The following is a 26,552-nucleotide window of genomic DNA, read 5'->3' on the forward strand; positions in this document are numbered from 1 at the left end:
TAAAATAAATAGCGGCGGTATTATTCTTTTAAATTAAAAACCATCTACCCCATTCCCATCGCCTGTTTAGTTAATAATGTCTTAACAACAGGAATATGATCCAGCAAAACTAAACCACTATTCCTGATTGCCGCAATCGGTAACCACTCATTAGAAAACAACTTAACCACACTATTCGTAAAACCAATTACCTTAGTATGATCTTGCTGACGAGTCTCCGCATAATCGTGTAAAAAAGAAGCGTCGCCCAGATCTTCATCTTTTTTATACTGATAAATTAACCGATCAGACAATTGAATCACATCACGCAATCCTAAATTAAATCCCTGACCCGCAACAGGGTGTAATTGATGCACCGCATTACCAATAATAACACTCCGCTGAGCGTACATTTTTTCCGCTCGAATCAACGTCAATGGAAAAGCTAATCGTTTAGATGCTAACGTTAACTCGCCTAAACGATAACCAAAACATGCCTGTAGATGCTGAGTAAAATCAGCTTCTGAACTTGATAATAAATTTTCAGCCTCATCATGACGGCGTGTCCACACAACCGCTGAGTGATAACGATCAATGGGTAATAAAGCTAAAGGCCCTGATGCGGTAAACCGTTCATAAGCCATGTTATTATGAGGCAAGGTACTTTTTACGGTGGTAATTAACGCGGTTTGCTTATAGTCTGTTTTACGTTGCTTAATCCCTAATAATTCTCGTACGGTTGATTGCCCGCCATCCGCGCCAACCAATAATTTTGCAGAAACTATTTTTTTGCCTAACGCATCCCCTTGCAAACTGACATGAACAGATTTATCATGAAATTCTAAATGCTCAATACGGGCAGGACAATATTGTTCAATCCCTGATTCTTTTACCATTTCAGCAATCGGTGTTTCTAAGTCCCGCGCCGCAATGACATAACCCAGTGCATCAACCCCTTGTTTTTCTGCCGACAACCGTGTTTTACCAAAATGCCCTTTATCAGAAATATGAATTTTCTTAATTGGCGTGGCTTTTGATTTAACTCGATCCCAAACCCCGAGTTTTTTTAACATAATGACCGACCCTGCGGATAAAGCTAAGGCTCTATCCCCTGCGGGAGAATCATGTAGTTGTTGACGCGTCACTGCTTCAATTAAAGCAATCGTTATCCCACTATTTTTTAACGATAATGCTAAACAGTTTCCTGCCAGCCCACCCCCGCCAATTAATAAATCATAATCATGTTGCATTAACTTGCCTGCATTAATGTTTCTATTTCCGCAATCGTTTTAGGCGCATCCGCACTTAAAACTTCATAGCCCTGTTTGGTGACTAAAATATCATCTTCAATACGAATTCCAATTCCTCGCCATTTAGCTGCAACCGTGTCACAATCCGCTTGAACATAAACCCCAGGTTCAACCGTCAGCACCATACCTTCTTCTAAAACGCGCCATTCGTCATCAATTTTATAATCGCCTACATCATGAACATCCATGCCTAGCCAATGCCCAAGACGGTGCATATAAAACTCTTTATATTTTTCATCTTTAATTAAGGTGTCGATATTACCTTTTAATAACCCTAGCTCAATTAAACCCACCGTCATCATTCTAATCGACATTTGGTGAATATCATTCCAAGAAACACCGGGTTTTATCCGTTCAATCGCCGCTAATTGAACATCTAATACCAATTGATAAAGCTGTTTTTGTGCCAATGAAAATTTTCCTGACACGGGAAATGTTCGGGTTATATCGGCCGCATAATGGTCGCACTCTCCCCCTGCATCAATAAGTAATAAATCATTTTTACGTAATTTGCTCTCGTTATTAATATAATGCAATATACAAGCATTTTTTCCGCCTGCAACAATCGAGGGATACGCCACCGCTCTTAAACCTGATTGCATTAATTCATAAATAATTTCAGCTTCTATTTGATATTCATACAGGCCCACTTTACAGGTTTTCATTGCTCTAATATGCGCTTGAGCTGAAATTTGTGCGGCCTTACGCATCAGTTTTAATTCCGCTGCACTTTTGAATAACCGCATTTCATGCAAAATATGTTCTAAAGAAACCAATTCACCAGGCGCACTGGCACCATTACGCGATTTCATTTTAAGATGATTAATCCACTCTAATAGGTGATGATCTAATTCACTATCACGCCCCATCGGATAAAATACTTTTCCTTTGTTTTCCAACATACTTGGTAAAATATCATTTAAGTCATCTATGGGAAATGAATCATCGGCCCCATAATGAAGCGTTGCCCCTTCTAAACCTGAATGCGCCCCTTCCCATAATTTCTTTTTTTCATCAAATTCTCGACAAAATAATATATATTCGCCTTGTTCTCGCCCTGGTAAAAAAACCGCTAAAGCCCCCGATTCGTTAAAGCCCGTTAAATAATAAAAATCACTGTCTTGTCTAAAGGGGTAATCGACATCCCGATTTCGCGCACTGTCAGTCGCACTCGGAATTAAACCAATATTCCCATGACCAATTTGGGCCATCATGTTTTTACGGCGTTTTTCAAATTCTGTTTGTTTCATTATTTTACCTATTTAAGGCTGCTTACCAGCATCATCATTTAATTCATCACGGATAGTTAATACCGCTGCACGGAGGTATTCATGGATTTGCATATAAGCCTCTTCATCGTCATCATCATCTTCGATGGCCGCATCTAATTTGGTAAATTCGACCATATCACGCAAAATTCCTTGGGTTTCCCCTTGCCACTCACGTTGCGAATCACTGTAACCTATTCCTAATAAAAACCCTTGAGACCAATTTATGATCGCCGTCGCTTGTTCGGATAGCTCGACATGTTCAGGTAAAAATAAATCAAATTCAAATAATGATTCTTCAGGGTTTAATAAGTTTCGCGTTTGCTCAAAGAGTTCTCGACTCATCCACTCATCCTCTTCGACAAGCCCCGCATCGTCGTCAAAAACCTCCCTCATCCACTGATTAACGTCACTTTGAGCGTCAACACAAAGCATCGCCGTTGCCATTCCATGCGCCTCGGCTACGGATAATTCGCTATTATAACGTTGAAATATAGAGCTAAGTGTTTGATAAGCCATGACTACCTATTAAAAATGAGATGAGAATGCTAAAAAAAATACAGTGCTTATGCTACCATTGATTTATCACTGGGATAATAGCTGTGATTGACTTTTATCGTTTAATTACTATTTATTGATCATTTATTAGCCAAAAAACACAGCTTCCTGCTTTTAAACGCTTTAAAATATTGATAATCTCATGTCCGAATTAATCTCAAAGCCTGCAACTGAAATACAAGAACTTGAAGCAAAGATAGATGAATTGCTGAAACGCTATCAGTTTTTAAAAACTGAAAATCAGTCACTTAAAATTAAACAAGAGTCACTGGTGAAAGAAAAAGCTAAATTATTAGCCAAAACCACCTTAGCCAAAACAAAAGTTGAAATGATGATTACGCGTCTTAAATCAATGGAGGAAAATGTATGAATGCCGTAGGAAAACCCATTGCTATTCAAATTTTAGGGAAAGAATATAATATTGTTTGTACTGCCGAGGAACAAGAAACTCTATTGCTTTCAGCCAATAAACTGGATCGTGAAATGCGAATTTTACGTGATTCGGGTAAAATAAACGGCGGTGAACGAACGGCGGTGATGGTTTCATTAAATATTATGCACGAATTTGAGCAGTTAAAAGCAAAACGTGATGCCCCTGAGCAAGAGTTTGCTGCTCATATTAGTAATTTGAGTTATAAAATAGAAAGTGTTTTAGATAATTAACAAAACAGGTTAGAATAGATTCAAGTATCTCCTGCGGCGTTCGAGGTATATCGGGTGTTTCCTGAACCTGTATTACCCTCGGAAGCTGGTTTTGTTACTGTGTGCATACCCTTTTATTAGGGCAGCCTGATTTAACAAACGACGCTTCCACTTGAACCGCTGGTTCAAGGACGAAGATGTATACGGCGCAGGTGGGGGATACTACTTTAATTTTAAGCTAATCGTGTAAATTCTCATTCCTTGAAGATAATGGATTCATAAATTTCATTAAGCATTACATTTAATGCGATAGAGTTTAAGTCAACATGAGCATCGCCTTGAGATAAGGTTAAATCTCATTGATTCTCTCTCGAATACACGTCAACACGCGGGACTCTCTTGTGTAATTAAAACATAGTCTTCTAAGCGGTTTAACGGCCGATAATGATGAGATTTTTCAACGCGATCGGTACGTTCTGTTGAATCTGATAATATTTAAATAATTAATTTAGGCTCATAATTATAAAGATCATTATCACTTTTTTCACAACTCACCTGTAAATCAGGATAATAAAAAAAATCATCGTTCGCCGTCAAAATTCCCACCTTCATATCCCCCCATAAACTTGACAAGGTGTACCGCGTAAATGGGTACTTAATAGGTGTGATAAATTCATCCCAATAATATTATGCCAACGTTTAGCCCCTGCCATCGCAAACACTTTCCCCCCATTAATATATTCATGCTTTGTCTCACGGATTAATTCACTTTGTAAGTAATCATCAATGCTAATTTTTAATGGTTCGGTTGTATTATTCATTATTGACTCCTAACGTGTTGACTTATCTAAAAAGCTAAATCATTGACACTCAGAATGGCTAATAAAATGGAAGCAATAATCCCTGCAACCATTAAGCCTAAAACCACAATTAACAACGGTTCTAATAACGCTAACATTCTATGAATGGTCGTTTTAAGTTGTTTATCATAAATCTCAGCCATTTTAAGCAGCATTTCTTCAAGCTTCCCTGTTTCCTCGCCCACCTTAATCATCTGCATCGCCATTTTAGGAAATAATTCACTTTTTAACAAGGCGTTACTCATGTTTTTTCCTTGGGTTAAATCCTGAACTGCATCATCAATAACCTCGGCTAAAACTTGATTTCCCACGGTTTCTTTAACAATAGATAACGCATCTAAAATAGAAACGCCATTGCCGAGTAATGTTCCCAACGTTCGACTGATATTCGCCGTTTCTTTATTTTTAATAATTTCCCCTGCTAAGGGAAGTTTTAAAAAGCGTCCATCCCATTGTTTTTTAGTCACAGGGTCGGCCAGTTGTTGTTTCATGAACAAATAAAATAGGGTGAAAATTCCCGCAAGTAACCACCAGTAACTTTGTAAAAAATCCGATAAGGCCACTACAATTTGGGTGGGAACAGGCAGCTCCTTTCCTGCATCGGCAAACATTTCTGAAAACTGAGGGACGACAAAGGTCAACATCACGGACAGTGACGCAACAGACATCACTAATAAAATAGTCGGATAAATTAAAGCAGTACTCACGGTATCTTTAAGTTCTTTAGATCGCTGCATATAATCGGATAATCGGGCTAAAACACTGCCTAAATTTCCCCCTGCTTCGCCTGCCCGAATCATGTTTAAATAAAATTTTGAAAAAACGCCTGATTGACTGGCTAACGCATCAGCAAAGGACGTGCCGCCTTTTACTTTTTCTAATATTTGACTAACCAAATTACGAAAAACTTCATTATCTTCATTCAAACTCATCAGAATAACTAACGATTTATCAAGCGGTAACCCCGATTCAAGGAGCGTGGTCATTTCATCGGTAAACAAACTAATGTAGTTAGCGTTTATTTTATTTTTATTCCCCCCCAAATTGAACCCTAAAAATTGATTCGTGCTGCCCTTAGTCACACTAATGGGCATGAAACCTTCGGCTTGCAAGCTAGACCATAAGGTTTGTTCATTAATGGCCTCACGCGTTCCTTCTTCGGTTTCACCTTTATTATTAATTACTTTATAGGAAAATTCAGCCATCTTAAGACTCCGTAGTGACACGCATCACTTCTTCTAATGTGGTTCGACCTTTTAATGCTTTCATAAAACCATCATCCGCCATTGTCAACATTCCTTGTTTAACCGCTAATTTATGAATTTCACCCGCTTCTTTTCGCGCCATAATTAAACGACGAATATCATCATTCATCGGTAAAAACTCTAAAATAGCTAATCGCCCTTGATAGCCAATGCCGCCACATTGTTCGCAGCCTGTTGCTTTATGTAAGGTCATTATCGGGTCATCACTAAATCGTTTTAATCGCATGGATTCAATGGTTTCAGCATTGGGTTGATAGGCTTGTTTGCAGTGTTCGCATAATTTTCTAACCAAACGCTGGGCTAAAATGCCATTCACGGTTGAGGTTAATAAATATTCTTCTAAGCCCATGTCTAATAATCGCGTCACCCCACCTGCGGCATTATTGGTATGTAAGGTTGATAACACTAAATGCCCAGTTAAAGCCGATTGAACCGCAATTTTAGCGGTTTCTAAATCTCGCATTTCCCCAATCATAATCACATCGGGATCTTGACGAACAATAGAACGTAAGGCTTTAGCAAAGGTTAACTCAATTTGCGGTTTCACCTGAATTTGATTAATCCCTTCTAATTGATATTCCACAGGATCTTCAACGGTAATAATTTTTCGAGAGGTCGTATTGAGTTGGCTTAATGCGGCATAGAGCGAGGTTGATTTACCGCTCCCTGTGGGCCCTGTAATTAAAATAATGCCATGCGGTTGGTTTAAAATCTCGGTGAAATTTTCTAACGGTTTTCCCGTAAATCCAAGCGATTTAAAATCCAAGACTGTATTTTCTTGATCTAATAAGCGAATAACAATACTTTCGCCATACATCGTAGGCACGGTAGAGACCCTTAAATCTAATTCCTTACCCAGCATTTGTAATTTAATACGCCCATCTTGCGGTAAACGACGTTCAGCAATATTTAATTTTGCCATAATCTTAATTCGTGAAATCACCGCAGCCGTCGAAGAAACAGGCGGGGCATCAATATTTTGTAAAACCCCATCCATGCGTAAACGGACAATTAATCGTTGTTCAAACGGTTCAATATGAATATCAGACGCACCCGTTTCAATGGCTTTTTGCAAGATTAAATTAACCATTTTAATCACAGGGGCTTCACTGGCTAAATCTTTCAAATGCTCTAAATCATTTTCGTCAACTTCACCGTCGCCTAAATCACTCACGGCTAAATCCATTTGAGATTTACCTTCTCCATATTGTTTTTCTAAGGCGGCGTTAATTTCAGACGGCAAGCCAATTTGAGTGATAATTTTTTTATGGGTTGCCAAGGTTAAAGCCTCGGTAATAAAACTTTCTTCAGGATCACTGACTGCGATCACAATTTCTTCGGGGGTTTCTCTTAAACCGATTAAATGATACTGCTTTAAAAAACGAAGGGAAATGGAGTCAGGTAAAGGGGATTCATTGGGATAAGCGTCTTTATCCGCCCTCGGTAATTGACAGCTAATCGTCAACGCATTAGCCACATCCTGTTCAGAACACAAGCCCAATTTAACTAATAAATGCGGCAGGGTATCGTTATCGGTGGTTTGCTGAACACGTTTAGCTTTATGTAAATCGGATTCGCTCAGTTTTCCCTGATGTAATAACTGTTCAGTAAAAACCTGATAAGGGTGGGGCGGTTGTTTTTCTAAATTAATCATTAACAAATAAGGACAGCAAATAGGGGGATTTTACACCTTATTTTTAGTGATTACGTTTCTATTTATTGAAAAACAACGCGGGGGACAAGTGGCTGACGATAGCCGCCTAAACGACGGCTTTCTATCTTACTGTTTTCTTTGCCTAACTTCGATGATTAGCGCGGAATATTAATCATATCCCCGACATGAATATTATTGGCATTGATAATCTGCCGATTATTACTCAATAAGGTTCTCAATGAAACCCCAAAGCGAGAAGCAATGGACGATAAGCTATCCCCTCGTTGAACAAAATAGGTTCTTGATGACGAACGCGCGGGTTTAGGCGGCTCTGTATAGGTCGGTGAACTACTCGGGGTATAGCGCGGCGGTTTATTTAAAACAGGCGGTCTATTTCGAGGTGTTTTAGCATAGCTATAACGTGACACGGGTGCAGGTTTATATTGCTTCGGTGCGCTGTATTGTGGCGGAGCATTATATTTAGGCGGCGTATTATAACGTGATGGCGCATTATATCTAGGTGGGCCACTCCTTTTTCGAGGTGTTGGCGTATACCGTGGAAGTGGATTTGATGTTGTTGAGGGTCGATAACTCGGTGCAGGCGGTTTTGTATACCCATACGAGGTTGAATGATTCGTCACCGATGACATCGTGGTTGCTGAAAAAACAGCCAGCCATTCTAAGGTGCTATTCGCAACATTTTTAGTATAATTTGAACGATAATCAGGTTTTCCTGCATTATAAATCCCCGCAGCCGCTTCAAATTGGCCTTGCTCTATTAATGGAATCATTCCATGAATAACAAAATGAGCCGCTTTTGCACGTAAAGAATAATACGGGATAAACATCAAGTTAGGATTTGTCATAAAATTAATCCCTGTTAACTCGGTAATTTTCCGATAATTACTCTCTAGGGTCACTTGTGCCAGTCCTTTTCCAGACCAAGCCGTACGGGCAGCACTGTCGTGTAAATTTTCAATTTTAGGATTCCAACTGGATTCATGACTAATAGAGGCGCAGGCATAGGCATAAACGGTAGGATTTGTTACACCCGTTTCCTTAAACGCTCTTGCTAAAAGTGCGACATAGCGGGTCGCCTTGGGTTTCCAGATGCGTGGAATAGCATTTAAATTTATTTTCATTTGAGTGATCTCGGTTTCTTGTCTAAGGACATTAAATTTAACTGTTATTAGTTAAGACAAACTCTTTTTTAATTAAGTTTAAAAAAAAGGCGGTGGCAATACCTGCTGAGGCAAAAATCATACACATTATCATAATCTGATAACGGGCGGCGATAAAGGGGGAAATTCCTGATAAAATTTGTCCTGTCATCATTCCAGGAAGTGAGACTAACCCTACTGCAAATAATGAATTAATAACGGGAATCATTGCCGCATTAAAAGCGGTATTACGTGCAGCCAAATAACTCTGTTCGCGATTAATTTCAGAAATAAAACGTTCAGCCGCCAAACTGATACTATTCATTGCATTCGCAAAAACCATCCCGCCAAGGGGAATTAAATAACGCGGCTCGTACCAAGGTTCAAGTTGAAGCACCCCTTGAGTGATAATCGCCAGTAACAGTCCACCCCCAATAAAAATGGAGATAATCGTCGAGATTAAAAACTGGCGACGTAATTTATGACCCACGACCTCTAACGCGATCCAACTTGAGCATACGATCATTACCATCAAAACCGCCAGTAAGCTATAAGCAGACTCTGAGGTAAAAAGGTAGTTTAAAAAATAGCCAATTAAAAGTAACTGTCCTAACATGCGTAACAGCGCGTAACTGGCTTTTTTAGTCGCTAAATTCCAGCGAATAAAAAGAATTAATACCATCAACACGGGAATAAAAGCGATCGCAAGATGATTTAACGGAATTGCTTGAACGCTATTATTCATTATCTAATAACGCCTTTGCTACCTGTTTTCTAAAATTTCCATTCACCGATTGGTTAATTAATAAAGCAAATGCGTGCCATTCATTCTTATTATAAAGATAACCTGCATAACTACTCACACCTGTTAACGTCCCTGTTTTCGCTAAAATTCGTGCATTTTGTGATTTCAAGAGGGTTTTATAGGGTGCAAACTGTTGTAGTACCTCAACTAATTCTTTCGCAGTTAAATAATTACGTCGTGATAACCCAGCGCCCTCATAAAATGTTTTTTGCCAACTAAACAGTTGTTTTATTTTTTCAGAATAAGCCTGTTGTGATTTTTTAATGGTTGCGGGTGCGCCATACTTTTCAGCGCCGAGCATTAAAAATAATTGATTCGCAATAAAATTATTGGAATATTTTAACATCGCGGCAATCGTTTCAGACAAGGTTTTACTATTAATATGCTGATAAAAAACAACCTCCGTTGGATCAACTGCACCTTCGATAATTTCACCTTGAACCTCAATGCCCTTTTGACGTAATTTTGCTCTAAAAACTTCGGCGAAATAACGGGAGGCATAGGCTGGTTTTTTCAAATTAACTCGATGTTTTCCATAAGGGAGTTGTTTGGCAAATGTTCTCATTAATGGTGTTAAAGGCGTTTGCGATTCCCCGCTCGAAATTCCTTTTTTATTACGATGAACACTTAAGGTATTAAAATTAATAGCCAGCGCACTCAAGGGCGCATCATAAGGATTATTTGTTTTTGAACGGCCACTAATAGCAATGTTATCCACAAAATAACCATTATCCATTTTAAGGCCATTAATACGGGTCAATCCTTTTTGTTTGAGTTGAAAAATAATCGTATCTAACTCCTCAGAAGTTAAATAAGGATCGCCATAGCCTTTTATGGTTAATTGCTGTTGGGCATTCACATAAAAATCCGTGGTGAAACGATGCTCAGGTTTCCACGTTTTTAAGGCTAATAACGCGGTGAGTACTTTGAGTGTAGAGGCAGGGATTCTTGCTGTATTTTCATTCAAATGATGTGTCGGATCGCCTGCGACATAAAGACTGGCTTTGGGCATTTTATATAACCGTTGTAACGCCATTTGCGCCGCTGCAAACGTGGGCATTAAGGTTAATAAAAAAAACAGTGTCATACAACCTATATTTTTCATTATTCAATCAATCAGTGATAAAGTGGGGATAGGTAAAGTATAGAGTATGCTTTTAAAATTTTTCGGCTTTCTAAACCTATTATGTTAAAAATTCATCAAATACCTGTTTTAAACGATAATTATATTTATTTGCTTCATGAAACGAGCAGCGATCAAACGGCGGTCATTGATCCTGCCATCGCAGAGCCTGTATTAGACACCTTAAACACCTTAGGCTTATCGCTTAATTACATTTTAAATACACATCATCATCACGATCATATCGGTGGAAATGTTGCCTTAAAAAAAGCAACGGGTTGCCAAATTGTAGGGGCAGAGGCGGATAAATCGCGTATTCCACAATTAGATATTGCTTTAAAAGAAGGGGATTGTTTTCAATTAGGGGCTGAAAAGGCTAGGGTTATCGCAACGGATGGCCATACATTAGGGCATCTTGTTTTTTATTTTGAGCAAGCGAATGCTTTATTTTGTGGGGATACGTTATTTGCAATGGGCTGTGGGCGATTATTTGAAGGGACAGCGGAACAAATGTGGGCCTCCTTGAATAAAATAGCGGCCCTACCTCAACAGACGCAGATTTATTGCGCCCATGAATATACAGAAACTAATGCGGTGTTTGCGTTAAGTATTGAGCCTAAAAATGCAGATTTAAAATTTAGAATGGAACAAATAAAGCTACAGCGTCAACAAGGATTAGCAACGGTTCCTTTTTCACTGGCCGAAGAACTGGCGACTAACCCTTTTTTACGCGCAGAAAACTGTGAAGCCTTTGCAGAAATTAGACAACAAAAAGATAGTTTTGTTTATGTTTGAAATAGGTCAATAATGTAAATTTATTTTCTTTTGTACTTGCTGAAAACAACCCGTAAAATTTGAGAAAAAGTAGATGACATTATTCATGGCTTTAGTTTTTATTAAAAGATTCGGCTACCAACTTAAGATGGGATACCAGTAAAATAAATTACTGGCTCTATCATTGATCTTCCTCACTTTTCAAAAAATAAGGAATTAAAATTGTCCCGTCTCACGTTAGTATTTATAAGCTATTTAAATAAGAAGAAATTTTATTTGCAGCGTCTGCTGTAATAACCGTACTTAGAAAGCCCATTCCACCTTTATTCCTTGAAATAGCACTCATAGTTGCACTTGGGGTTCTAGCCGCTAACACTCCATTTTGGTTAAAGGCTGGGTTAGCCCCGTGACAAGCAGCAGAGGCACAACTTGCATAAGCCGTTTGACCTTCTACCACAATAGAATTTCCAGTTGTAGATATTGGTTGAGGCACCGATGTCGGTATTAGCGTAGGGATGTTACTACAGTTATCATCAGAACCACCGTCATTCTCAAAACTATCATCATTTTCGAAATCATCGTCACTCTCGAAACCGCCATTATGATCAGAACCATTATCATTAGAACAATTAACATTTATTGGTGCCGTGACAATAGGTGTTGTTGGAACGGGAGTATTATTTTCTTCCCCATCATGACGACCATTCTGATTATCATCATCATCATGAAACCCATCTTTATTTGCATCATCATCATGAAACCCATCTTTATTTGCATCATCATCATGAAATCCATCTTTATTCGCATCATCATCAGCAAAGCCATCACCGTTAAAATCACCACTTTTCTCGGGAGGCAAACCAATTGTAAAATTAAGGGAACTTAACCCACCAAGACCGCCCACCCAATTATTGAAATTCAATGGATTAGTGCCTGGGTTAGTAATAACTTGAAATAAAGGATAACGACCCGGTGTAGAGCCTTCAGCTAGAAAATCAAATAAGAGAAGTTGACCTGAATGTTCAGTTGCTTGAGTAAAAGGAATCATTTCAGGGACAAATTTTCCCCCATCATTGAGGAATAAATAATTTCCATTAATTTGAGTCGCTATATAAAGGTCACCGCTCACAGAGGCTGGAAAATTTGCCTTAGCAGATATTCTTAACGTTGGGTCATTAACTACTGATCTTTCTGTTTGCAAATCAGCCACCGCGATATTTGTTATCGCACTACAGCCAATGACTATCGCCATTATTTTTAATTGTTTCATTTAGATTGCTCCTACTTTTACTTATAATTAAGTTGAATCACTTAACAATGATAAATTTTTGATTTCTCAACCATCCCATAAGTTATTTTCTTAAGTGTCTAGTTTGACTAAAGCATTTAGGATGCCAAAAAACATAAACTAACTTGAATTTTTGTTGTAATGGATATTTATAACGGTATGGTGGATTATTTCTTTATAAGTACGTTAAGAACATTTGCAGATAAACCTGCAAAAAAAGTATGAAGCTATCAAAATAAACTACAATTTTTGCAGATAAAAATATATTGGTGATATTAGACTTGTTCTTTAAGAAGAAGTTAATATATCATGTTAAAATTCCATAGGATAGCCGCTAAAAAATAAAATAAATCTTTTACACCTTCTTTTTTATTTCTAAACTTGTCAACTAGGCATCTATATCTTTTCATTCCACCGATTACATGCTCAACAATGACTCTTTCACGACTCATCTCTTTGTTTTCTTTTTTTTGATTTTCTGTTAATGTTGGGTTTGGATTATGCTTAGATTTATTTGGTTTTTTATGAGGAATATTTACCGAATTAGTTTTATATTCATTATTAAACCCCAAATAACCTAAATCAATAAATATATTAAAATTACTAAACCAATTTAATTCTGGATTAAATTCTTTTTAAACATTCCATAATCATGATTTTTACCGGAAAATTAACCCCAATATATAAAATTAAATGACCTAAAGAAGCTATAGTGGTATTTTTAATTGTATGCTGTTTTTTTTACCACTGTAAAATTCATTTTGTTCTTCATAGTCACTAGGGCGTTGTACAGCACGCTATGTAGCATCTATTATCAATGTTTGAACTCCGCCAAAAGCCTGCTGCATTTCTTCAGGGGTTGAAAAACTTGTTGCAGGTAAAACATTAAATATATCTAACGTCTTTATTAAAATTGGAAATAATTTGTATACATGAGTATGGGCGCATGATTTATTCATATTAAAAGAAAACCCTAAGTGATCGAAAGTAGAATAGCACTTCATATAATTTAATATAAATAATAATTTGTCTGCGGGTGTTTTTAATGTGCTATCTAAACCACTACCGTATTTTCTTTCTTTATTTTCATGTTTTTCTTTTTGATCTTCAATAAGGGTCTTTTCAAATAGAGATAATAGTAAAATAAAATGTTCTGTTTTTAATCCTGTTAAAGCTCTTAACTGTCTATCATCATAAATTCTTGGTAAAATTTCTTTTATTTTCATGTTATACTTTGATTTTTATTTTTTATAGAAATTTATTATAAAGCTTATTTATTATTTTTAATAATTTAATTTAAAGTTTATTTATTAGGCTGTATCAACTGATTGTGAATGTTATCAAGTATATATAAGCAATTGATTTTAATATATTTTATTTAGAAGAACAAGTCTATTAATTTCTTTTCAAGTTCAAAATAAATTGCGAGTTATGCTGGATTAACACCAAAGATCATGCAGTCAGGTACGAGCATTAATAAATCATCACTTTCTAAGATTGGCCATAAACGATTGCGTAAATCGCTTTATATGTCAGCTCTTGTAGCCATTCGACACAACCCGATATTAAAGGCTGTTTATGAGCGTTGAGTGGCTAATGGTAAGCCCAAAAAAGTAGCGATAGTCGCTGTCATGAGAAAGCTGTTGATCTTATCTTATGGCGTATTGAAGTCAGAAAAACCATTTGATATAAACTATCAAATTAAGAGCTAAGCTTTTAAAGAACGAGGCCAGGAAAAGAGGGGCTGTTTTTAATAAATAAAAGCAAATTAGCGTTGACTTTTAAGACAGTATCTGACCCCAGTTATTTTTACCCCAGTTATTTTTCTTTAGGTTTAATAAATCCATATTTTGCATGATTTTGACGCATTAAATATGCACTTAAAGGATCTCCATCTCCAAAGTGTCAACATTCAAAGCAACGATTGATCCTATTGTTGAAGAACAACCCGATCCTATTATTATAAATACAGGAATTGGAGGCGTTACTTTTGGACAAACGACTATTGAAGTTAATGGTCAAAATACGATTAATACTACGTTAGAACCTATTAGACTTGTTCTTTAAGAAGAAGTTAATATATCATGTTAAAATTCCATAGGATAGCCGCTAAAAAATAAAATAAATCTTTTACACCTTCTTTTTTATTTCTAAACTTGTCAACTAGACATCTATATCTTTTCATTCCACCGATTACATGCTCAACAATGACTCTTTCACGACTCATCTCTTTGTTTTCTTTTTTTTGTTTTTCAGTTAATGTTGGGTTTGGATTATGCTTAGATTTATTTGGTTTTTTATGAGGAATATTTACCGAATTAGTTTTATATTCATTATTAAACCCCAAATAACCTAAATCAATAAATATATTAAAATTACTAAACCAATTTAATTCTGGATTAAATTCTTTTTTAAACATTCCATAATCATGATTTTTACCTGGAAAACTAACCCCAATATATAAAATTAAATGACCTAAAGAAGCTATAGTGGTATTTTTAATTGTATGCTGTTTTTTTTACCACTGTAAAATTCATTTTGTTCTTCATAGTCACTAGGGCGTTGTACAGCACGCTCTGTAGCATCTATTATCAATGTTTGAACTCCGCCAAAAGCCTGCTGCATTTCTTCAGGGGTTGAAAAACTTGTTGCAGGTAAAACATTAGACTTGTTCTTCTAAATAAAATATATTAAAATCAATTGCTTATATATAATTGATAACATTCACAATCAGTTGATACAGCCTAATAAATAAACTTTAAATTAAATTATTAAAAATAATAAATAAGCTTTATAATAAATTTCTATAAAAAATAAAAATCAAAGTATAACATGAAAATAAAAGAAATTTTACCAAGAATTTATGATGATAGACAGTTAAGAGCTTTAACAGGATTAAAAACAGAACATTTTATTTTACTATTATCTCTATTTGAAAAGACCCTTATTGAAGATCAAAAAGAAAAACATGAAAATAAAGAAAGAAAATACGGTAGTGGTTTAGATAGCACATTAAAAACACCCGCAGACAAATTATTATTTATATTAAATTATATGAAGTGCTATTCTACTTTCGATCACTTAGGGTTTTCTTTTAATATGAATAAATCATGCGCCCATACTCATGTATACAAATTATTTCCAATTTTAATAAAGACGTTAGATATATTTAATGTTTTACCTGCAACAAGTTTTTCAACCCCTGAAGAAATGCAGCAGGCTTTTGGCGGAGTTCAAACATTGATAATAGATGCTACAGAGCGTGCTGTACAACGCCCTAGTGACTATGAAGAACAAAATGAATTTTACAGTGGTAAAAAAACAGCATACAATTAAAAATACCACTATAGCTTCTTTAGGTCATTTAATTTTATATATTGGGGTTAGTTTTCCGGTAAAAATCATGATTATGGAATGTTTAAAAAGAATTTAATCCAGAATTAAATTGGTTTAGTAATTTTAATATATTTATTGATTTAGGTTATTTGGGGTTTAATAATGAATATAAAACTAATTCGGTAAATATTCCTCATAAAAAACCAAATAAATCTAAGCATAATCCAAACCCAACATTAACAGAAAATAAAAAAAAAGAAAACAAAGATATGAGTCGTGAAAGAGTCATTGTTGAGCATGTAATCGGTGGAATGAAAAGATATAGATGCCTAGTTGACAAGTTTAGAAATAAAAAAGAAGGTGTAAAAGATTTATTTTCTTTTTTAGCGGCTATCCTATGGAATTTTAACATGATATATTAACTTCTTCTTAAAGAACAAGTCTATTAAATATATCTAACGTCTTTATTAAAATTGGAAATAATTTGTATACATGAGTATGAGCGCATGATTTATTCATATTAAAAGAAAACCCTAAGTGATCGAAAGTAGAATAGCACTTCATATAATTTAATATAAATAATAATTTGTCTGCGGGTGTTTTTAATGTGCTATCTAAACCACTACCGTATTTTCTTTCTTTATTTTCATGTTTTTCTTTTTGATCTTCAATAAGGGTCTTTTCAAATAGAGATAATAGTAAAATAAAATGTTCTGTTTTTAATCCTGTTAAAGCTCTTAACTGTCTATCATCATAAATTCTTGGTAAAATTTCTTTTATTTTCATGTTATACTTTGATTTTTATTTTTTATAGAAATTTATTATAAAGCTTATTTATTATTTTTAATAATTTAATTTAAAGTTTATTTATTAGGCTGTATCAACTGATTGTGAGTGTTATCAAGTATATATAAGCAATTGATTTTAATATATTTTATTTAGAAGAACAAGTCTATTGATAGTTTAGGTGACTTATCGACCAGCCCAACGCATGTCACTATTCCTTTAGGTAACGTTGAGGGTGGTTCAGGTATTAATATAGAAATTCCATTAGGCATTGGTTTTGATGCAACTGGAAGTGGAGAGTCACAAAATATTCCCGACGTTAGCAGTAGCATTGAAGAATATATTCAAGGACTATTTTCATCAAATTCAGATTATTATACAAGTACCACTTCCGATTTTTTTGGTTTATTTTCAGAAGGAGAGCAAACATTCTTTCAACAGAATATCGTTTTAGCGAGTAATAATGACGAACCCAGCGACACGTCTATTGTTTTTGATGGCTCTCATCAACTTAACTTAGGTAGTAATTCTATTATTAATGCGTTAACGATTGACGCTAAAACCCTTCCTTTCAATACGACCTTAGAATTAAAAAATATTGATTTTGCTGTGATTGAAGGAGGTGTTAATGTCACTGCTGATGACCTAAAAAACACCTTAATTATTGCCGACAGTGAAAAAGAACAAACAGTTTTAACAAAAGGCGGTGAAGATTTAATTACCATTGGGAAAGGAAAACATAAATTACATGGGGGGCAAATAAAGATGCAGTTAAATTTGAAGGCAAAGAAAGTGATTATAAAATTACCTATGAAGCTTCAAAAATAATTTTGACCTCTATTGAAAACCCAGATGATATTGTGACCTTAATTAATAATAGACTTGTTCTTTAAGAAGAAGTTAATATATCATGTTAAAATTCCATAGGATAGCCGCTAAAAAAGAAAATAAATCTTTTACACCTTCTTTTTTATTTCTAAACTTGTCAACTAGGCATCTATATCTTTTCATTCCACCGATTACATGCTCAACAATGACTCTTTCACGACTCATCTCTTTGTTTTCTTTTTTTTGATTTTCAGTTAATGTTGGGTTTGGATTATGCTTAGATTTATTTGGTTTTTTATGAGGAATATTTACCGAATTAGTTTTATATTCATTATTAAACCCCAAATAACCTAAATCAATAAATATATTAAAATTACTAAACCAATTTAATTCTGGATTAAATTCTTTTTAAACATTCCATAATCATGATTTTTACCGGAAAACTAACCCCAATATATAAAATTAAATGACCTAAAGAAGCTATAGTGGTATTTTTAATTGTATGCTGTTTTTTTACCACTGTAAAATTAATTTTGTTCTTCATAGTCACTAGGGCGTTGTACAGCAAGCTCTGTAGCATCTATTATCAATGTTTGAACTCCGCCAAAAGCCTGCTGCATTTCTTCAGGGGTTGAAAAACTTGTTGCAGGTAAAACATTAAATATATCTAACGTCTTTATTAAAATTGGAAATAATTTGTATACATGAGTATGGGCGCATGATTTATTCATATTAAAAGAAAACCCTAAGTGATCGAAAGTAGAATAACACTTCATATAATTTAATATAAATAATAATTTGTCTGCGGGTGTTTTTAATGTGCTATCTAAACCACTACCGTATTTTCTTTCTTTATTTTCATGTTTTTCTTTTTGATCTTCAATAAGGGTCTTTTCAAATAGAGATAATAGTAAAATAAAATGTTCTGTTTTTAATCCTGTTAAAGCTCTTAACTGTCTATCATCATAAATTCTTGGTAAAATTTCTTTTATTTTCATGTTATACTTTGATTTTTATTTTTTATAGAAATTTATTATAAAGCTTATTTATTATTTTTAATAATTTAATTTAAAGTTTATTTATTAGGCTGTATCAACTGATTGTGAGTGTTATCAAGTATATATAAGCAATTGATTTTAATATATTTTATTTAGAAGAACAAGTCTATTGAAAGTTTAGAGTTTTCGGATAAAACCGTGACGGTTAAACCAGATGAAAATTTAAAACTTGATGCGGTGATAGGAACTTATGTACAAATTTTTGGACGGCAACCGCATGTTAAGGAAATAGATCAGTGGTCAAAAGCGGTTGAAGATAGCGACCTCTCCTTAGGCAAGATGGCCTTGTTACTTTTAGGCTCAGGTGAACAAGAAGAAAAAATGGGTTTTAATATTAATAATGCCGATATACCTACCCAGATTAAACAATTATATTTAGGTGTTTTGGGGCGCGAAGCGGATGCCGAAGGTGAAAAATTTTGGGGCGGCCATTTAAAAAATAAAACGACAACTCTTGAAAACATAGCCAGCGCCATTGTCAATTCGCCTGAAATGGAAACTCACTACAAACCAGTATCTGAATGGGATTTTGCAATCGATTAAGAGAGGAACTTTTTAAGGCGTTGCTGGGTCAAAGAATTTGGAAAAAAATATAAATAGAGCTTGATTTTAATCACATTTATCCGAATTTTAATTAGCACTCTCTTTGAGGGAGTGCTAAACTTACTCCAACTTTATAATTAAGAGGCGTATCATAATGAGTCAGGGTTTAGCTTTACCTACCAATTTGTCAGTGGGTACATTCGATAGTTACTTAAATGTCGTTGGGCAAATGCCCAAATTAACGCCCGAACAAGAATATGAACTTGCCGTGCGTTATCGCGATGAAGGTGATTTAGAAGCCGCTCGACATTTAGTGATGTCCAACTTACGTTTTGTAGCCCATGTTGCACGCGGTTATAATGGCTACGGCTTACCGTTACCTGATATTATTCAAGAGGGCAATATTGGCTTAATGAAAGCGGTCAAACGTTTCGATCCCGAAGTCGGTGTGCGCCTCGTTTCATTTGCTGTGCATTGGATTCGCGCAGAAATTCATGAATATGTCATTAAAAATTGGCGTGTTGTTAAAATTGCAACAACAAAAGCCCAACGTAAATTATTTTTTAATTTGCGTAAATCTAAAAAAGGCTTAGGCTGGTTATCTAAAGCCGATGCAGAAGCGATTGCTGAAAATTTAAATGTTGACCTAAAAGTTGTCTATGAAATGGAAAAACGCATAGATGGCCGTGATTTAGGCTTTGATTTACCCGTAGATAATACAGGGTCCGAAGAAACCTATAATGCCCCTTCAAGTTATTTAATGGAAGCTGAATCAGATCCAGCCTTATTACTCGAAAAATCCGACTGGAAAGGGTATAAAGAAAATTTATTAAGTGACGCGTTATCTAAGCTTGATGAGCGCAGTTTAGATATTCTTTCAAGTCGTTGGTTATCGGATAAAAAAGCCACCTTACATGAATTAGCGGCACGTTATAATGTTTCAGCGGAACGAATCAGGCAACTTGAAAAAAATGCCATGAAAAAAATTAAAGCCTCGGTTGTTTTGGAAGCTTAAACGTCCTTAAAATAATAGAATGAAAAGCCAACCTTAGGTTGGCTTTTTTTAGCTACCAACTTAAGACAGGACACGTTGAGGTTAAGCCTCGCTCCCTAGCGTCCCGTCTTAAGTGGGTAGCCGATTTTTTTATTTTTGACCTTTTACATGGACTAAAATTGACCCTATAATTTTAGCCCACAGCCCCTCCCCCTATTATTTCCTGTTTACTGGCTAAAAAATTCATTTAAAAATCTCTGTACACAACAAAAGGCGCGTGACGCTTTGCTTATGCACCCACTTTTTATAAAGTGTAAAATGAGTTACATTATTAAACAAAATGAGAAAATATATGAAATTATGTGATTTTGAATCCGGTTTAAATCAACCTTTATTTTTAATTGCAGGCCCTTGCGTGATCGAAAGCGAACAACTTGCTTTAGATACAGCGGGCTATTTAAAAGAACTCACGACAGAATTAAACATCCCCTTTATTTATAAATCCTCATTTGATAAAGCCAATCGTTCCTCCCATAAAAGTTTTCGGGGCTTAGGGGTTGAAGAGGGCTTGCGTATTTTAGAAAAGGTCAAACAAACGATTGGCGTTCCTGTCTTAACTGATGTTCATGAAGATACGCCATTGGCCGAAGTCGCCAGTGTGGTTGATGTTATGCAAACCCCTGCCTTTTTATGTCGGCAAACAAACTTTATTCAAGAAGTGGCAAAACAAGGGATTCCTGTTAACATTAAAAAAGGACAGTTTCTAGCCCCATGGGATATGAAGCATGTCGTTGATAAAGCAAAAGCGACAGGTAATGAGCAAATCATGGTCTGTGAGCGGGGAGTCTCATTTGGCTACAATAACTTAGTCTCAGATATGCGCTCTTTAGCCGTTATGCGTGAAAGTCATTGTCCCGTTGTTTTTGATGGGACGCACTCCGTTCAATTACCGGGCGGACAAGGAACGGTTTCAGGGGGACAACGCGAATTTGTTCCTGTCCTTGTAAGAGCGGCGGTTGCGGCTGGGGTTGCTGGATTGTTTTTAGAAACTCATCCTAATCCAGACAAAGCATTAAGTGATGGGCCTAATTCGTGGCCATTACATCGAATGAAGGAATTACTAGAAACCTTAATGATTATTGATAATGCGGTTAAAGCGGCAGGGTTTATTGAAAATAGCTTATAAATTTAAAAGAGCCGTTTTAAAGCGGCTCTTTTTTTAAATAATTAACTATTCAATTTTTCGTGTTTCAATCGCTGTATTATTTAAATTATCACGCCAACTGATACTAATACGATCCCCTGCGATTCCACCTTTCAGCATAAAAGAAAAATAAGGGTTTTTAGAAACACCCGCTCCCAATTGACTTTGAACCACGACTTGTCCATTATGCTTAACCGTTAGTTCCTGAATATAGTGCATAGGAATCCGTAAGCCAGTCACGTCATCAATATTACGCCCATGTTCCATAGGATGAGAAATAAGGGTTCTAATTTGCGTTTTTCCATCAATCCGTTTAGTCCGAATTTTAATCGTTGACATTTTATCCTCCACACCCGCCAATGGTTACTTTCACTTTTTTTTGTGTTCGGTATAACGTTGATTGAGCCTTAATAATCACAATAACATTCGACGTTTTTGCCATTTTTACACGGGCTGAAACTAACGCCTCCATAGTCGGTGATAAATTAAAAAGGGCCACTAAGGGAATTGGGTTTTTTTCTACAAAAATATACACTTGCTCAACATTTTCTAATGAACTCGTCACCGTTAAGGGAACGACCGCCCCATTTTCAGCAATGGTTGGAATTTTTAAATTAATTTTATCACTCAGTGAAATATCATTCGTTTTAAAGGATTCCACTAAACTCGCTTCAACAGAACGACTAGCAAATAAATTGTTTAACCATTCTGCTCGTGCTGTTTTCGAGATAAATAACCCGATACTCGGTACAAGAAAAAAAAAACGTCGCGTAATAGACATGGTGTAATAACCTAAAAATTAAATTTAAAAACACATTATGATTGTTTAACCGCTTTATTTTACAACGCATTCTTTTTGACGGTAGTAAAATTACAAGCTTTAAATCAAGAGCGCGACCAAGATCACAACGGCGATGAGTATAAAACAATTACAGATTACGTTTAAAGGCTTGGTTCAAGGGGTGGGTTTTCGTCCTTTTATTTATCGTTTAGCAACCGATTATCAACAAAAAGGATGGGTGGCGAATAGTAGCGAAGGCGTAACTCTTGTTATTGAAGGCGATTCAATACAACAGAACGATTTTTTAACGGCGTTACCGAATCAGCTTCCCCCTTTTGCAACCCTAGAAAACGTATCTATTCAATCCCAAGCTCGAACTTATTTTAAGACCTTTGAAATCAGGTTAAGTGCGATCACACAACAAAAATCAGCGTTTGTTCTTCCTGATATCAGTCCTTGCCAAGCCTGTCGTGTTGATCTATTAAACCCACACAGTCGTTTTTATCGTTATCCGTTTACGAGTTGTTGTTATTGTGGCCCTCGATACAGCATTATGAAACAACAACCCTACGATCGTATTCGTACCAGTATGGCCAAATTTACGCCGTGTTCAGATTGCCAAGCGGACTATAACACCCCAGAAAATAGACGGTTTCATTCTCAAACACTGGCCTGTTCTCATTGTGGCCCTCAATTATTTCAGCTGACCCCCTCCGCTACGTTACTAGCAACAACGCTAACAACGATTATTCATTCTTTAAAACAAGGAAAAATAATTGCCTTAAAAGGCGTTGGTGGTTTTCAACTCATCGTTGATGCGACTAATGACGAGGCGGTTAAACGCCTACGATTAAAAAAACAACGCCCTCATAAACCGTTTGCCTTATTAGTTGAAACGCTCGCAGAGGCCGAATCACTGTGTCACCTCAATGCGATTGAACAACAAACCTTAAGTACTCATCAAGCCCCTATTGTCTTATTAAAACGCCGAAAAAATAGACCGCTTCCTGACTCAATCGCCCCGAATAATTCATTATTAGGTCTTATGTTACCCGCCTCGCCCTTGCATCAGTTACTCGCACATGACTTTAAGCAACCGTTAGTTGTTACGAGTGGCAATCGGTGCGGGGATCCAATCTGTATTAATGATGAGCAAGCATTAATACAATTAACAGGCATTGCGGATTATTTTTTTACCCATAACCGTCCAATTATTCGCCCTTTAGATGATTCTATTGTAAGGGTTATTCATCATCAACCGACGGTTTTTCGACGAGCGCGAGGTTATACGCCCTTCCCTATCACACTCAATAAATCAATTAATCCTCGAATAGCCATGGGGGGGCATCTAAAAAATACGATTGCAATTAGCTTAGGTAACCAACTTATTTTAAGTCAACATCTGGGCGATTTAACCTCCCTAGGTTCACGCAACTTATTTCAACAAACCTTAACCGATATGTGTACCTTTTATGGGGTTGAGCCAACCACCATCATCCACGATTTACATCCTGATTATTACAGTACGCAACATGCACAGGAATCGTCTTTAAAAAAAAGAGCAGTCCCGCATCATCATGCCCATATTTTAGCCTCTATGGCCGAACATGATTTACAGCCTCCTGTATTAGGCTTTGCATGGGATGGCGTTGGTTTAGGGGCAGACAAGACACTTTGGGGGGGCGAATGTTTAGGGATCAATGATAACGGCTTTCAACGGATTGCCCACTTTAAAACCTTTCCTTTAGTCGGCGGCGATAAAGCTGCAAATGAACCCCGCCGAGCTGCATTGGGAATACTGTATAGTCTTTACGGCGATGCTTTATTTAGTCAAACATTTGAATGGCTCTCTATTTTTTCAACCCAAGAATTAAAACTCTTACGCCAAAGCTTGAATAAGCAACTAAATACCCCTCAAACCTCCAGTGTAGGACGACTCTTTGATGCGGTTTCTTCTCTATTAGACGTATGTCATTTCAACCAATTTGAAGGACAGGCTGCCATATTATTAGAACAATTGGCAGCCCGTTCTAAAACAAGCCGATGTTATCCATTTATATTGCAACAGAGCGAGCCTATTATCATTGATTGGCATCCCTTAATTTTGGGCATTATTGCAGATAAAGGCCAAGTAAGTCGGGCTGATATTGCGGCTAAATTTCACAACACCCTAGCTGAAATAAGTTTAGCAATAGTAAAGCCTTTGTCATATCAAACGATTGTTTTAAATGGCGGTTGCTTTCAAAATGCCTTACTAACCGAATCGTGTATCACAAAATTAGAAAACGAAAAGTTTTGTGTTTATACCGCTCAAAAAATTCCGCCTAACGATGGTGGCTTGGCATTAGGGCAGTTATTTATTTAAATTTTATACTTAAATTCACATCTTGTTAAAGCGATTTACCGAGACCCACATAAAAACTATTCTTTAACATAAGGTTTACTTGTATCTACTTTAAATTTCAGGGTAAAACAAATATCAGACCTGCAAACTTTGCGCTTTTTGAGCGATAAGATTCGCCATAGACGGCATTTTGAATTCACCACTAACTCGGTCATAAACATAATCATAAAAACTCACGGCTAGTTTTTTAGCCGTTTCAGCAAGACTCATAAAACTGTCTTTGATTTTCGTGCCTTTCTCATTTCGAGTCTGGAAGCTTATGTCTCGCGCACGCGCTTGTCTTCTTGCGCCAAGTTCGGCTGCATTGTTATGGAGTGGTAATTGTGGAAGCTCCAAAACTCGCAATAATTCAGTCTTTTTCGCCAGTGTTTTGGCGATGCGATCATTGAGGTCTTCATAATCGCTTGTGGTTGCAAACAATTCATCAAATCGCGTTAACAACCATGCCTTTTTATCGGGGCAGGGATTTTTTTGATAGTTAAGCAACTCCTTATAATACTCCCAATAGAGCCCTCGAAAATCGGCTAATGCTTGCTGATGTATTTCCAGAATTGGACGGAGTTTTTTGTAGTGGCGAGCATCGTGAACCCAGCATAACCCCAAATGTTCCGTCAGTAATTTGAATTGCGGCGCATCGTCTGCAAGCAAGGTTTCAATAACAGGAAAATCCGTTTGTTGCTGATAATAGGCAATGGCGCAAGCTTCGGTGACATGCGTTGCCTGTCTTACGCCTAAGGTATTTAAGATCGCTAAGTGCAACTTAAATTGCGCTTCATTCATCACTGTATTGACAGGTATTTGAGCATCAACTTTTGCCCGTGCTTTATCAGCTAACTTGAACTCGTCAAGCAAGGATTGAGCCTGTTGATTGTAGATATAATGGCGTGGCGCATAATCGGTCAGCACGTCCAGAACCGATAAACGGTTTTTGTGTTTGGTGGTGAAATAAGCGGTAAACAAGTCATTGCAGACCACCTGACAATAGTGGTTATCACCGTTGACTCGCGCACTGGTATCATCAATCTGTCCATAATCACTGTTGAGAATGCCGCTGCGATAAAGTTCGCTTTTTTCCTGATGCGCCCAGTCATAACCGCCTGTCCATTGCTGAGAAACATAAGTCGGCGAGACCACAATGCCAATATTTTCAAAAAAACCGACCATGGGTTTTTCGGTCACGCCCATCATCTTAAGTATGGGAATCAAGCTACGAATTCCAATACCAAATTCGCCCTGACCTCGAACGCCTTCAGGCAATTGGGCGCGGTAATACTTATTTTCAGAAGGTGAATAAAAAATCTCACGGAGATACTTAATATTATTGGTTTTGATGACAATGTCTTGAATCACCACTTCCGCAAAGCCTTTAGATACTAAGTCGCTAGGCAAGCCAGTTTTGTCGAGTAGGCATTTTAGCGTTTGGTCGATTTTAACTCGTGGGATCTTGGGTTTACGGCGGCGTTTTTTCTTATCCGAGTCCGTATTTTCAGTGTCGTTATTAGTTTCTTTTTGCGCGTCAACTTGTGCTTTTTACGTTCGTCTTCGGATGAAATATCATCACCCTTATTATTTTTATTGGGTTTGATATCAGGCTTTCCCTGCTCACCTTTCAAGCGATTAACCTCGTCACGAAGTTGCTGTAATTCAGTTTCTAAAGACAATTTATCACTGGCTAAGCGTTCAATAAGATTGAATATTTTTTTGACAATATCCTGCGCTTCGCTACTTTCCATTTGAGCGATTGCTTGATAAATGGCGTTAGTTTCAGCCTGTAGGTCGTGGATATTCAAAGTATGTAACTATTCGTTCTTTTATGATATGTTGTCAAATCTATTTTAGAAATTTTATCTTTACCCTGAGATTTAAAGTAGATACGTATTTATTTTAGGAAAAATTTATATTTCAGCGGCCTATTCGGTTATTTTTCTTGTG

General features: G+C 36.5%; 32 protein-coding genes and 1 other RNA gene. 12 read left to right on the plus strand and 21 right to left on the minus strand.

The genetic code is table 11. From position 1 onward, the window contains the following. Positions 1–44 precede the first annotated feature (44 nt). From ubiH to Q9M50_01905, 3 genes are read right to left on the minus strand one after another with little or no spacing between them, the layout of a single operon-like run. On the minus strand, positions 45–1,229 hold the full coding sequence (gene ubiH, locus Q9M50_01895; GenBank protein MDQ7089385.1) for a 2-octaprenyl-6-methoxyphenyl hydroxylase: 1,185 nt from the start codon (positions 1,227–1,229) through the stop codon (positions 45–47). Beyond that, positions 1,229–2,539 (minus strand): Xaa-Pro aminopeptidase, encoded by a 1,311-nt coding sequence (gene pepP / locus Q9M50_01900; GenBank protein ID MDQ7089386.1) that lies wholly within the window; start codon positions 2,537–2,539, stop codon positions 1,229–1,231. The genes ubiH and pepP overlap by 1 nt, the downstream gene beginning before the upstream one ends. 12 nt (positions 2,540–2,551) lie before the next feature. Continuing rightward, a complete protein-coding gene (locus tag Q9M50_01905; protein MDQ7089387.1) occupies positions 2,552–3,076 on the minus strand; it encodes a UPF0149 family protein in 525 nt (174 codons plus the stop codon). Positions 3,077–3,257: 181 nt separating this feature from the next. Here Q9M50_01905 and Q9M50_01910 point away from each other — a divergent pair, with 181 nt between their 5' ends. The 3 genes from Q9M50_01910 (at position 3,258) to ssrS (ending at position 3,980) form a co-directional block, all read left to right on the plus strand. After that, on the plus strand, positions 3,258–3,485 hold the full coding sequence (locus Q9M50_01910) for a TIGR02449 family protein (protein MDQ7089388.1): 228 nt from the start codon (positions 3,258–3,260) through the stop codon (positions 3,483–3,485). Further along, positions 3,482–3,778 carry a cell division protein ZapA gene (gene zapA / locus Q9M50_01915; protein MDQ7089389.1) on the plus strand — a complete coding sequence of 99 codons (297 nt, stop codon included), beginning with the start codon at positions 3,482–3,484 and terminating at the stop codon, positions 3,776–3,778. Before Q9M50_01910 ends, zapA begins: the two co-directional genes overlap by 4 nt. A gap of 25 nt (positions 3,779–3,803) precedes the next feature. Continuing rightward, positions 3,804–3,980, plus strand: a non-coding RNA gene (ssrS, locus tag Q9M50_01920) — 6S RNA. Between the two features lie 385 nt (positions 3,981–4,365). Here the strand turns inward: ssrS and Q9M50_01925 are convergent. From Q9M50_01925 to Q9M50_01950, 6 genes are all read right to left on the minus strand, one after another. Further along, positions 4,366–4,578, minus strand: a complete 213-nt coding sequence (locus Q9M50_01925; protein ID MDQ7089390.1) for a hypothetical protein — start codon at positions 4,576–4,578, stop codon at positions 4,366–4,368. Between the two features lie 26 nt (positions 4,579–4,604). After that, on the minus strand, positions 4,605–5,822 hold the full coding sequence (locus Q9M50_01930) for a type II secretion system F family protein (protein ID MDQ7089391.1): 1,218 nt from the start codon (positions 5,820–5,822) through the stop codon (positions 4,605–4,607). A gap of 1 nt (position 5,823) precedes the next feature. Further along, the gene (gene gspE / locus Q9M50_01935; protein MDQ7089392.1) at positions 5,824–7,536 is read right to left on the minus strand and encodes a type II secretion system ATPase GspE; all 1,713 of its coding nucleotides are present in this window, start codon (positions 7,534–7,536) and stop codon (positions 5,824–5,826) included. A gap of 155 nt (positions 7,537–7,691) precedes the next feature. Beyond that, positions 7,692–8,678, minus strand: coding sequence for a LysM peptidoglycan-binding domain-containing protein (locus Q9M50_01940; protein ID MDQ7089393.1), 987 nt, complete (start codon positions 8,676–8,678; stop codon positions 7,692–7,694). Between the two features lie 37 nt (positions 8,679–8,715). Then, entirely contained in the window at positions 8,716–9,441 is a 726-nt protein-coding gene (locus Q9M50_01945; protein ID MDQ7089394.1) for an ABC transporter permease, read from the minus strand. Continuing rightward, positions 9,434–10,588 carry a D-alanyl-D-alanine carboxypeptidase gene (locus Q9M50_01950; GenBank protein MDQ7089395.1) on the minus strand — a complete coding sequence of 385 codons (1,155 nt, stop codon included), beginning with the start codon at positions 10,586–10,588 and terminating at the stop codon, positions 9,434–9,436. The genes Q9M50_01945 and Q9M50_01950 overlap by 8 nt, the downstream gene beginning before the upstream one ends. Positions 10,589–10,687: 99 nt before the next feature. On the opposite strand from Q9M50_01950, the gene gloB reads away from it, so the two are divergent. Next, positions 10,688–11,419: a hydroxyacylglutathione hydrolase gene (gloB, locus tag Q9M50_01955; protein MDQ7089396.1), complete on the plus strand. Its 732-nt coding sequence runs from the start codon at positions 10,688–10,690 to the stop codon at positions 11,417–11,419. A 223-nt stretch (positions 11,420–11,642) separates the two neighbouring features. On the opposite strand, the gene Q9M50_01960 is transcribed toward gloB, so the two are convergent. The 3 genes from Q9M50_01960 to Q9M50_01970 form a co-directional block, all read right to left on the minus strand. Then, positions 11,643–12,668, minus strand: coding sequence for a hypothetical protein (locus Q9M50_01960; GenBank protein ID MDQ7089397.1), 1,026 nt, complete (start codon positions 12,666–12,668; stop codon positions 11,643–11,645). A 317-nt stretch (positions 12,669–12,985) separates the two neighbouring features. Beyond that, positions 12,986–13,258 (minus strand): transposase family protein, encoded by a 273-nt coding sequence (locus tag Q9M50_01965; protein ID MDQ7089398.1) that lies wholly within the window; start codon positions 13,256–13,258, stop codon positions 12,986–12,988. Positions 13,259–13,483: 225 nt separating this feature from the next. Then, complete coding sequence (locus Q9M50_01970; protein MDQ7089399.1) at positions 13,484–13,912, minus strand: transposase family protein; 429 nt, start codon at positions 13,910–13,912, stop codon at positions 13,484–13,486. Between the two features lie 676 nt (positions 13,913–14,588). Between Q9M50_01970 and Q9M50_01975 the strand changes: the two genes are divergently transcribed. Then, on the plus strand, positions 14,589–14,753 hold the full coding sequence (locus tag Q9M50_01975) for a hypothetical protein (GenBank protein ID MDQ7089400.1): 165 nt from the start codon (positions 14,589–14,591) through the stop codon (positions 14,751–14,753). Between the two features lie 7 nt (positions 14,754–14,760). On the opposite strand, the gene Q9M50_01980 is transcribed toward Q9M50_01975, so the two are convergent. Together Q9M50_01980 and Q9M50_01985 are read right to left on the minus strand one after the other, a co-directional pair. Continuing rightward, positions 14,761–15,144, minus strand: a complete 384-nt coding sequence (locus tag Q9M50_01980) for a transposase family protein (GenBank protein MDQ7089401.1) — start codon at positions 15,142–15,144, stop codon at positions 14,761–14,763. A gap of 26 nt (positions 15,145–15,170) precedes the next feature. Next, entirely contained in the window at positions 15,171–15,311 is a 141-nt protein-coding gene (locus Q9M50_01985; protein ID MDQ7089402.1) for a hypothetical protein, read from the minus strand. Positions 15,312–15,518: 207 nt separating this feature from the next. On the opposite strand from Q9M50_01985, the gene Q9M50_01990 reads away from it, so the two are divergent. Both Q9M50_01990 and Q9M50_01995 read left to right on the plus strand, forming a co-directional pair. Continuing rightward, positions 15,519–16,022 carry a transposase family protein gene (locus tag Q9M50_01990; protein ID MDQ7089403.1) on the plus strand — a complete coding sequence of 168 codons (504 nt, stop codon included), beginning with the start codon at positions 15,519–15,521 and terminating at the stop codon, positions 16,020–16,022. 149 nt (positions 16,023–16,171) lie between these two features. After that, on the plus strand, positions 16,172–16,444 hold the full coding sequence (locus Q9M50_01995; GenBank protein MDQ7089404.1) for a transposase family protein: 273 nt from the start codon (positions 16,172–16,174) through the stop codon (positions 16,442–16,444). Between the two features lie 7 nt (positions 16,445–16,451). Here Q9M50_01995 and Q9M50_02000 read toward each other — a convergent pair whose 3' ends face one another. Beyond that, the gene (locus Q9M50_02000) at positions 16,452–16,808 is read right to left on the minus strand and encodes a transposase family protein (protein ID MDQ7089405.1); all 357 of its coding nucleotides are present in this window, start codon (positions 16,806–16,808) and stop codon (positions 16,452–16,454) included. 609 nt (positions 16,809–17,417) lie between these two features. On the opposite strand from Q9M50_02000, the gene Q9M50_02005 reads away from it, so the two are divergent. Next, on the plus strand, positions 17,418–17,636 hold the full coding sequence (locus Q9M50_02005; protein MDQ7089406.1) for a hypothetical protein: 219 nt from the start codon (positions 17,418–17,420) through the stop codon (positions 17,634–17,636). A 72-nt stretch (positions 17,637–17,708) separates the two neighbouring features. Here Q9M50_02005 and Q9M50_02010 read toward each other — a convergent pair whose 3' ends face one another. Together Q9M50_02010 and Q9M50_02015 are read right to left on the minus strand one after the other, a co-directional pair. Beyond that, positions 17,709–17,981, minus strand: a complete 273-nt coding sequence (locus tag Q9M50_02010; protein MDQ7089407.1) for a transposase family protein — start codon at positions 17,979–17,981, stop codon at positions 17,709–17,711. Between the two features lie 182 nt (positions 17,982–18,163). Next, positions 18,164–18,634 (minus strand): transposase family protein, encoded by a 471-nt coding sequence (locus tag Q9M50_02015; protein ID MDQ7089408.1) that lies wholly within the window; start codon positions 18,632–18,634, stop codon positions 18,164–18,166. Positions 18,635–18,832: 198 nt separating this feature from the next. Here Q9M50_02015 and Q9M50_02020 point away from each other — a divergent pair, with 198 nt between their 5' ends. The 3 genes from Q9M50_02020 (at position 18,833) to kdsA (ending at position 21,417) form a co-directional block, all read left to right on the plus strand. After that, on the plus strand, positions 18,833–19,237 hold the full coding sequence (locus Q9M50_02020) for a DUF4214 domain-containing protein (GenBank protein MDQ7089409.1): 405 nt from the start codon (positions 18,833–18,835) through the stop codon (positions 19,235–19,237). A 154-nt stretch (positions 19,238–19,391) separates the two neighbouring features. Continuing rightward, positions 19,392–20,252, plus strand: a complete 861-nt coding sequence (gene rpoH, locus Q9M50_02025; GenBank protein MDQ7089410.1) for an RNA polymerase sigma factor RpoH — start codon at positions 19,392–19,394, stop codon at positions 20,250–20,252. 331 nt (positions 20,253–20,583) lie between these two features. Further along, complete coding sequence (gene kdsA, locus Q9M50_02030) at positions 20,584–21,417, plus strand: 3-deoxy-8-phosphooctulonate synthase (GenBank protein MDQ7089411.1); 834 nt, start codon at positions 20,584–20,586, stop codon at positions 21,415–21,417. Between the two features lie 45 nt (positions 21,418–21,462). On the opposite strand, the gene soxZ is transcribed toward kdsA, so the two are convergent. Both soxZ and soxY read right to left on the minus strand, forming a co-directional pair. Next, positions 21,463–21,774 carry a thiosulfate oxidation carrier complex protein SoxZ gene (gene soxZ / locus Q9M50_02035; protein ID MDQ7089412.1) on the minus strand — a complete coding sequence of 104 codons (312 nt, stop codon included), beginning with the start codon at positions 21,772–21,774 and terminating at the stop codon, positions 21,463–21,465. A 1-nt stretch (position 21,775) separates the two neighbouring features. After that, entirely contained in the window at positions 21,776–22,216 is a 441-nt protein-coding gene (gene soxY, locus Q9M50_02040; GenBank protein ID MDQ7089413.1) for a thiosulfate oxidation carrier protein SoxY, read from the minus strand. A gap of 133 nt (positions 22,217–22,349) precedes the next feature. Between soxY and hypF the strand changes: the two genes are divergently transcribed. Further along, positions 22,350–24,581 (plus strand): carbamoyltransferase HypF, encoded by a 2,232-nt coding sequence (hypF, locus tag Q9M50_02045; GenBank protein ID MDQ7089414.1) that lies wholly within the window; start codon positions 22,350–22,352, stop codon positions 24,579–24,581. 114 nt (positions 24,582–24,695) lie between these two features. Here hypF and Q9M50_02050 read toward each other — a convergent pair whose 3' ends face one another. Both Q9M50_02050 and Q9M50_02055 read right to left on the minus strand, forming a co-directional pair. Next, positions 24,696–26,009, minus strand: a complete 1,314-nt coding sequence (locus Q9M50_02050) for a transposase (GenBank protein ID MDQ7089415.1) — start codon at positions 26,007–26,009, stop codon at positions 24,696–24,698. A 23-nt stretch (positions 26,010–26,032) separates the two neighbouring features. Beyond that, on the minus strand, positions 26,033–26,410 hold the full coding sequence (locus tag Q9M50_02055; GenBank protein MDQ7089416.1) for a hypothetical protein: 378 nt from the start codon (positions 26,408–26,410) through the stop codon (positions 26,033–26,035). Positions 26,411–26,552 lie beyond the last annotated feature (142 nt).

It is taken from the genome of Methylococcales bacterium, from assembly GCA_030949405.1.
Lineage (GTDB): Bacteria > Pseudomonadota > Gammaproteobacteria > Methylococcales > Methylomonadaceae > WTBX01.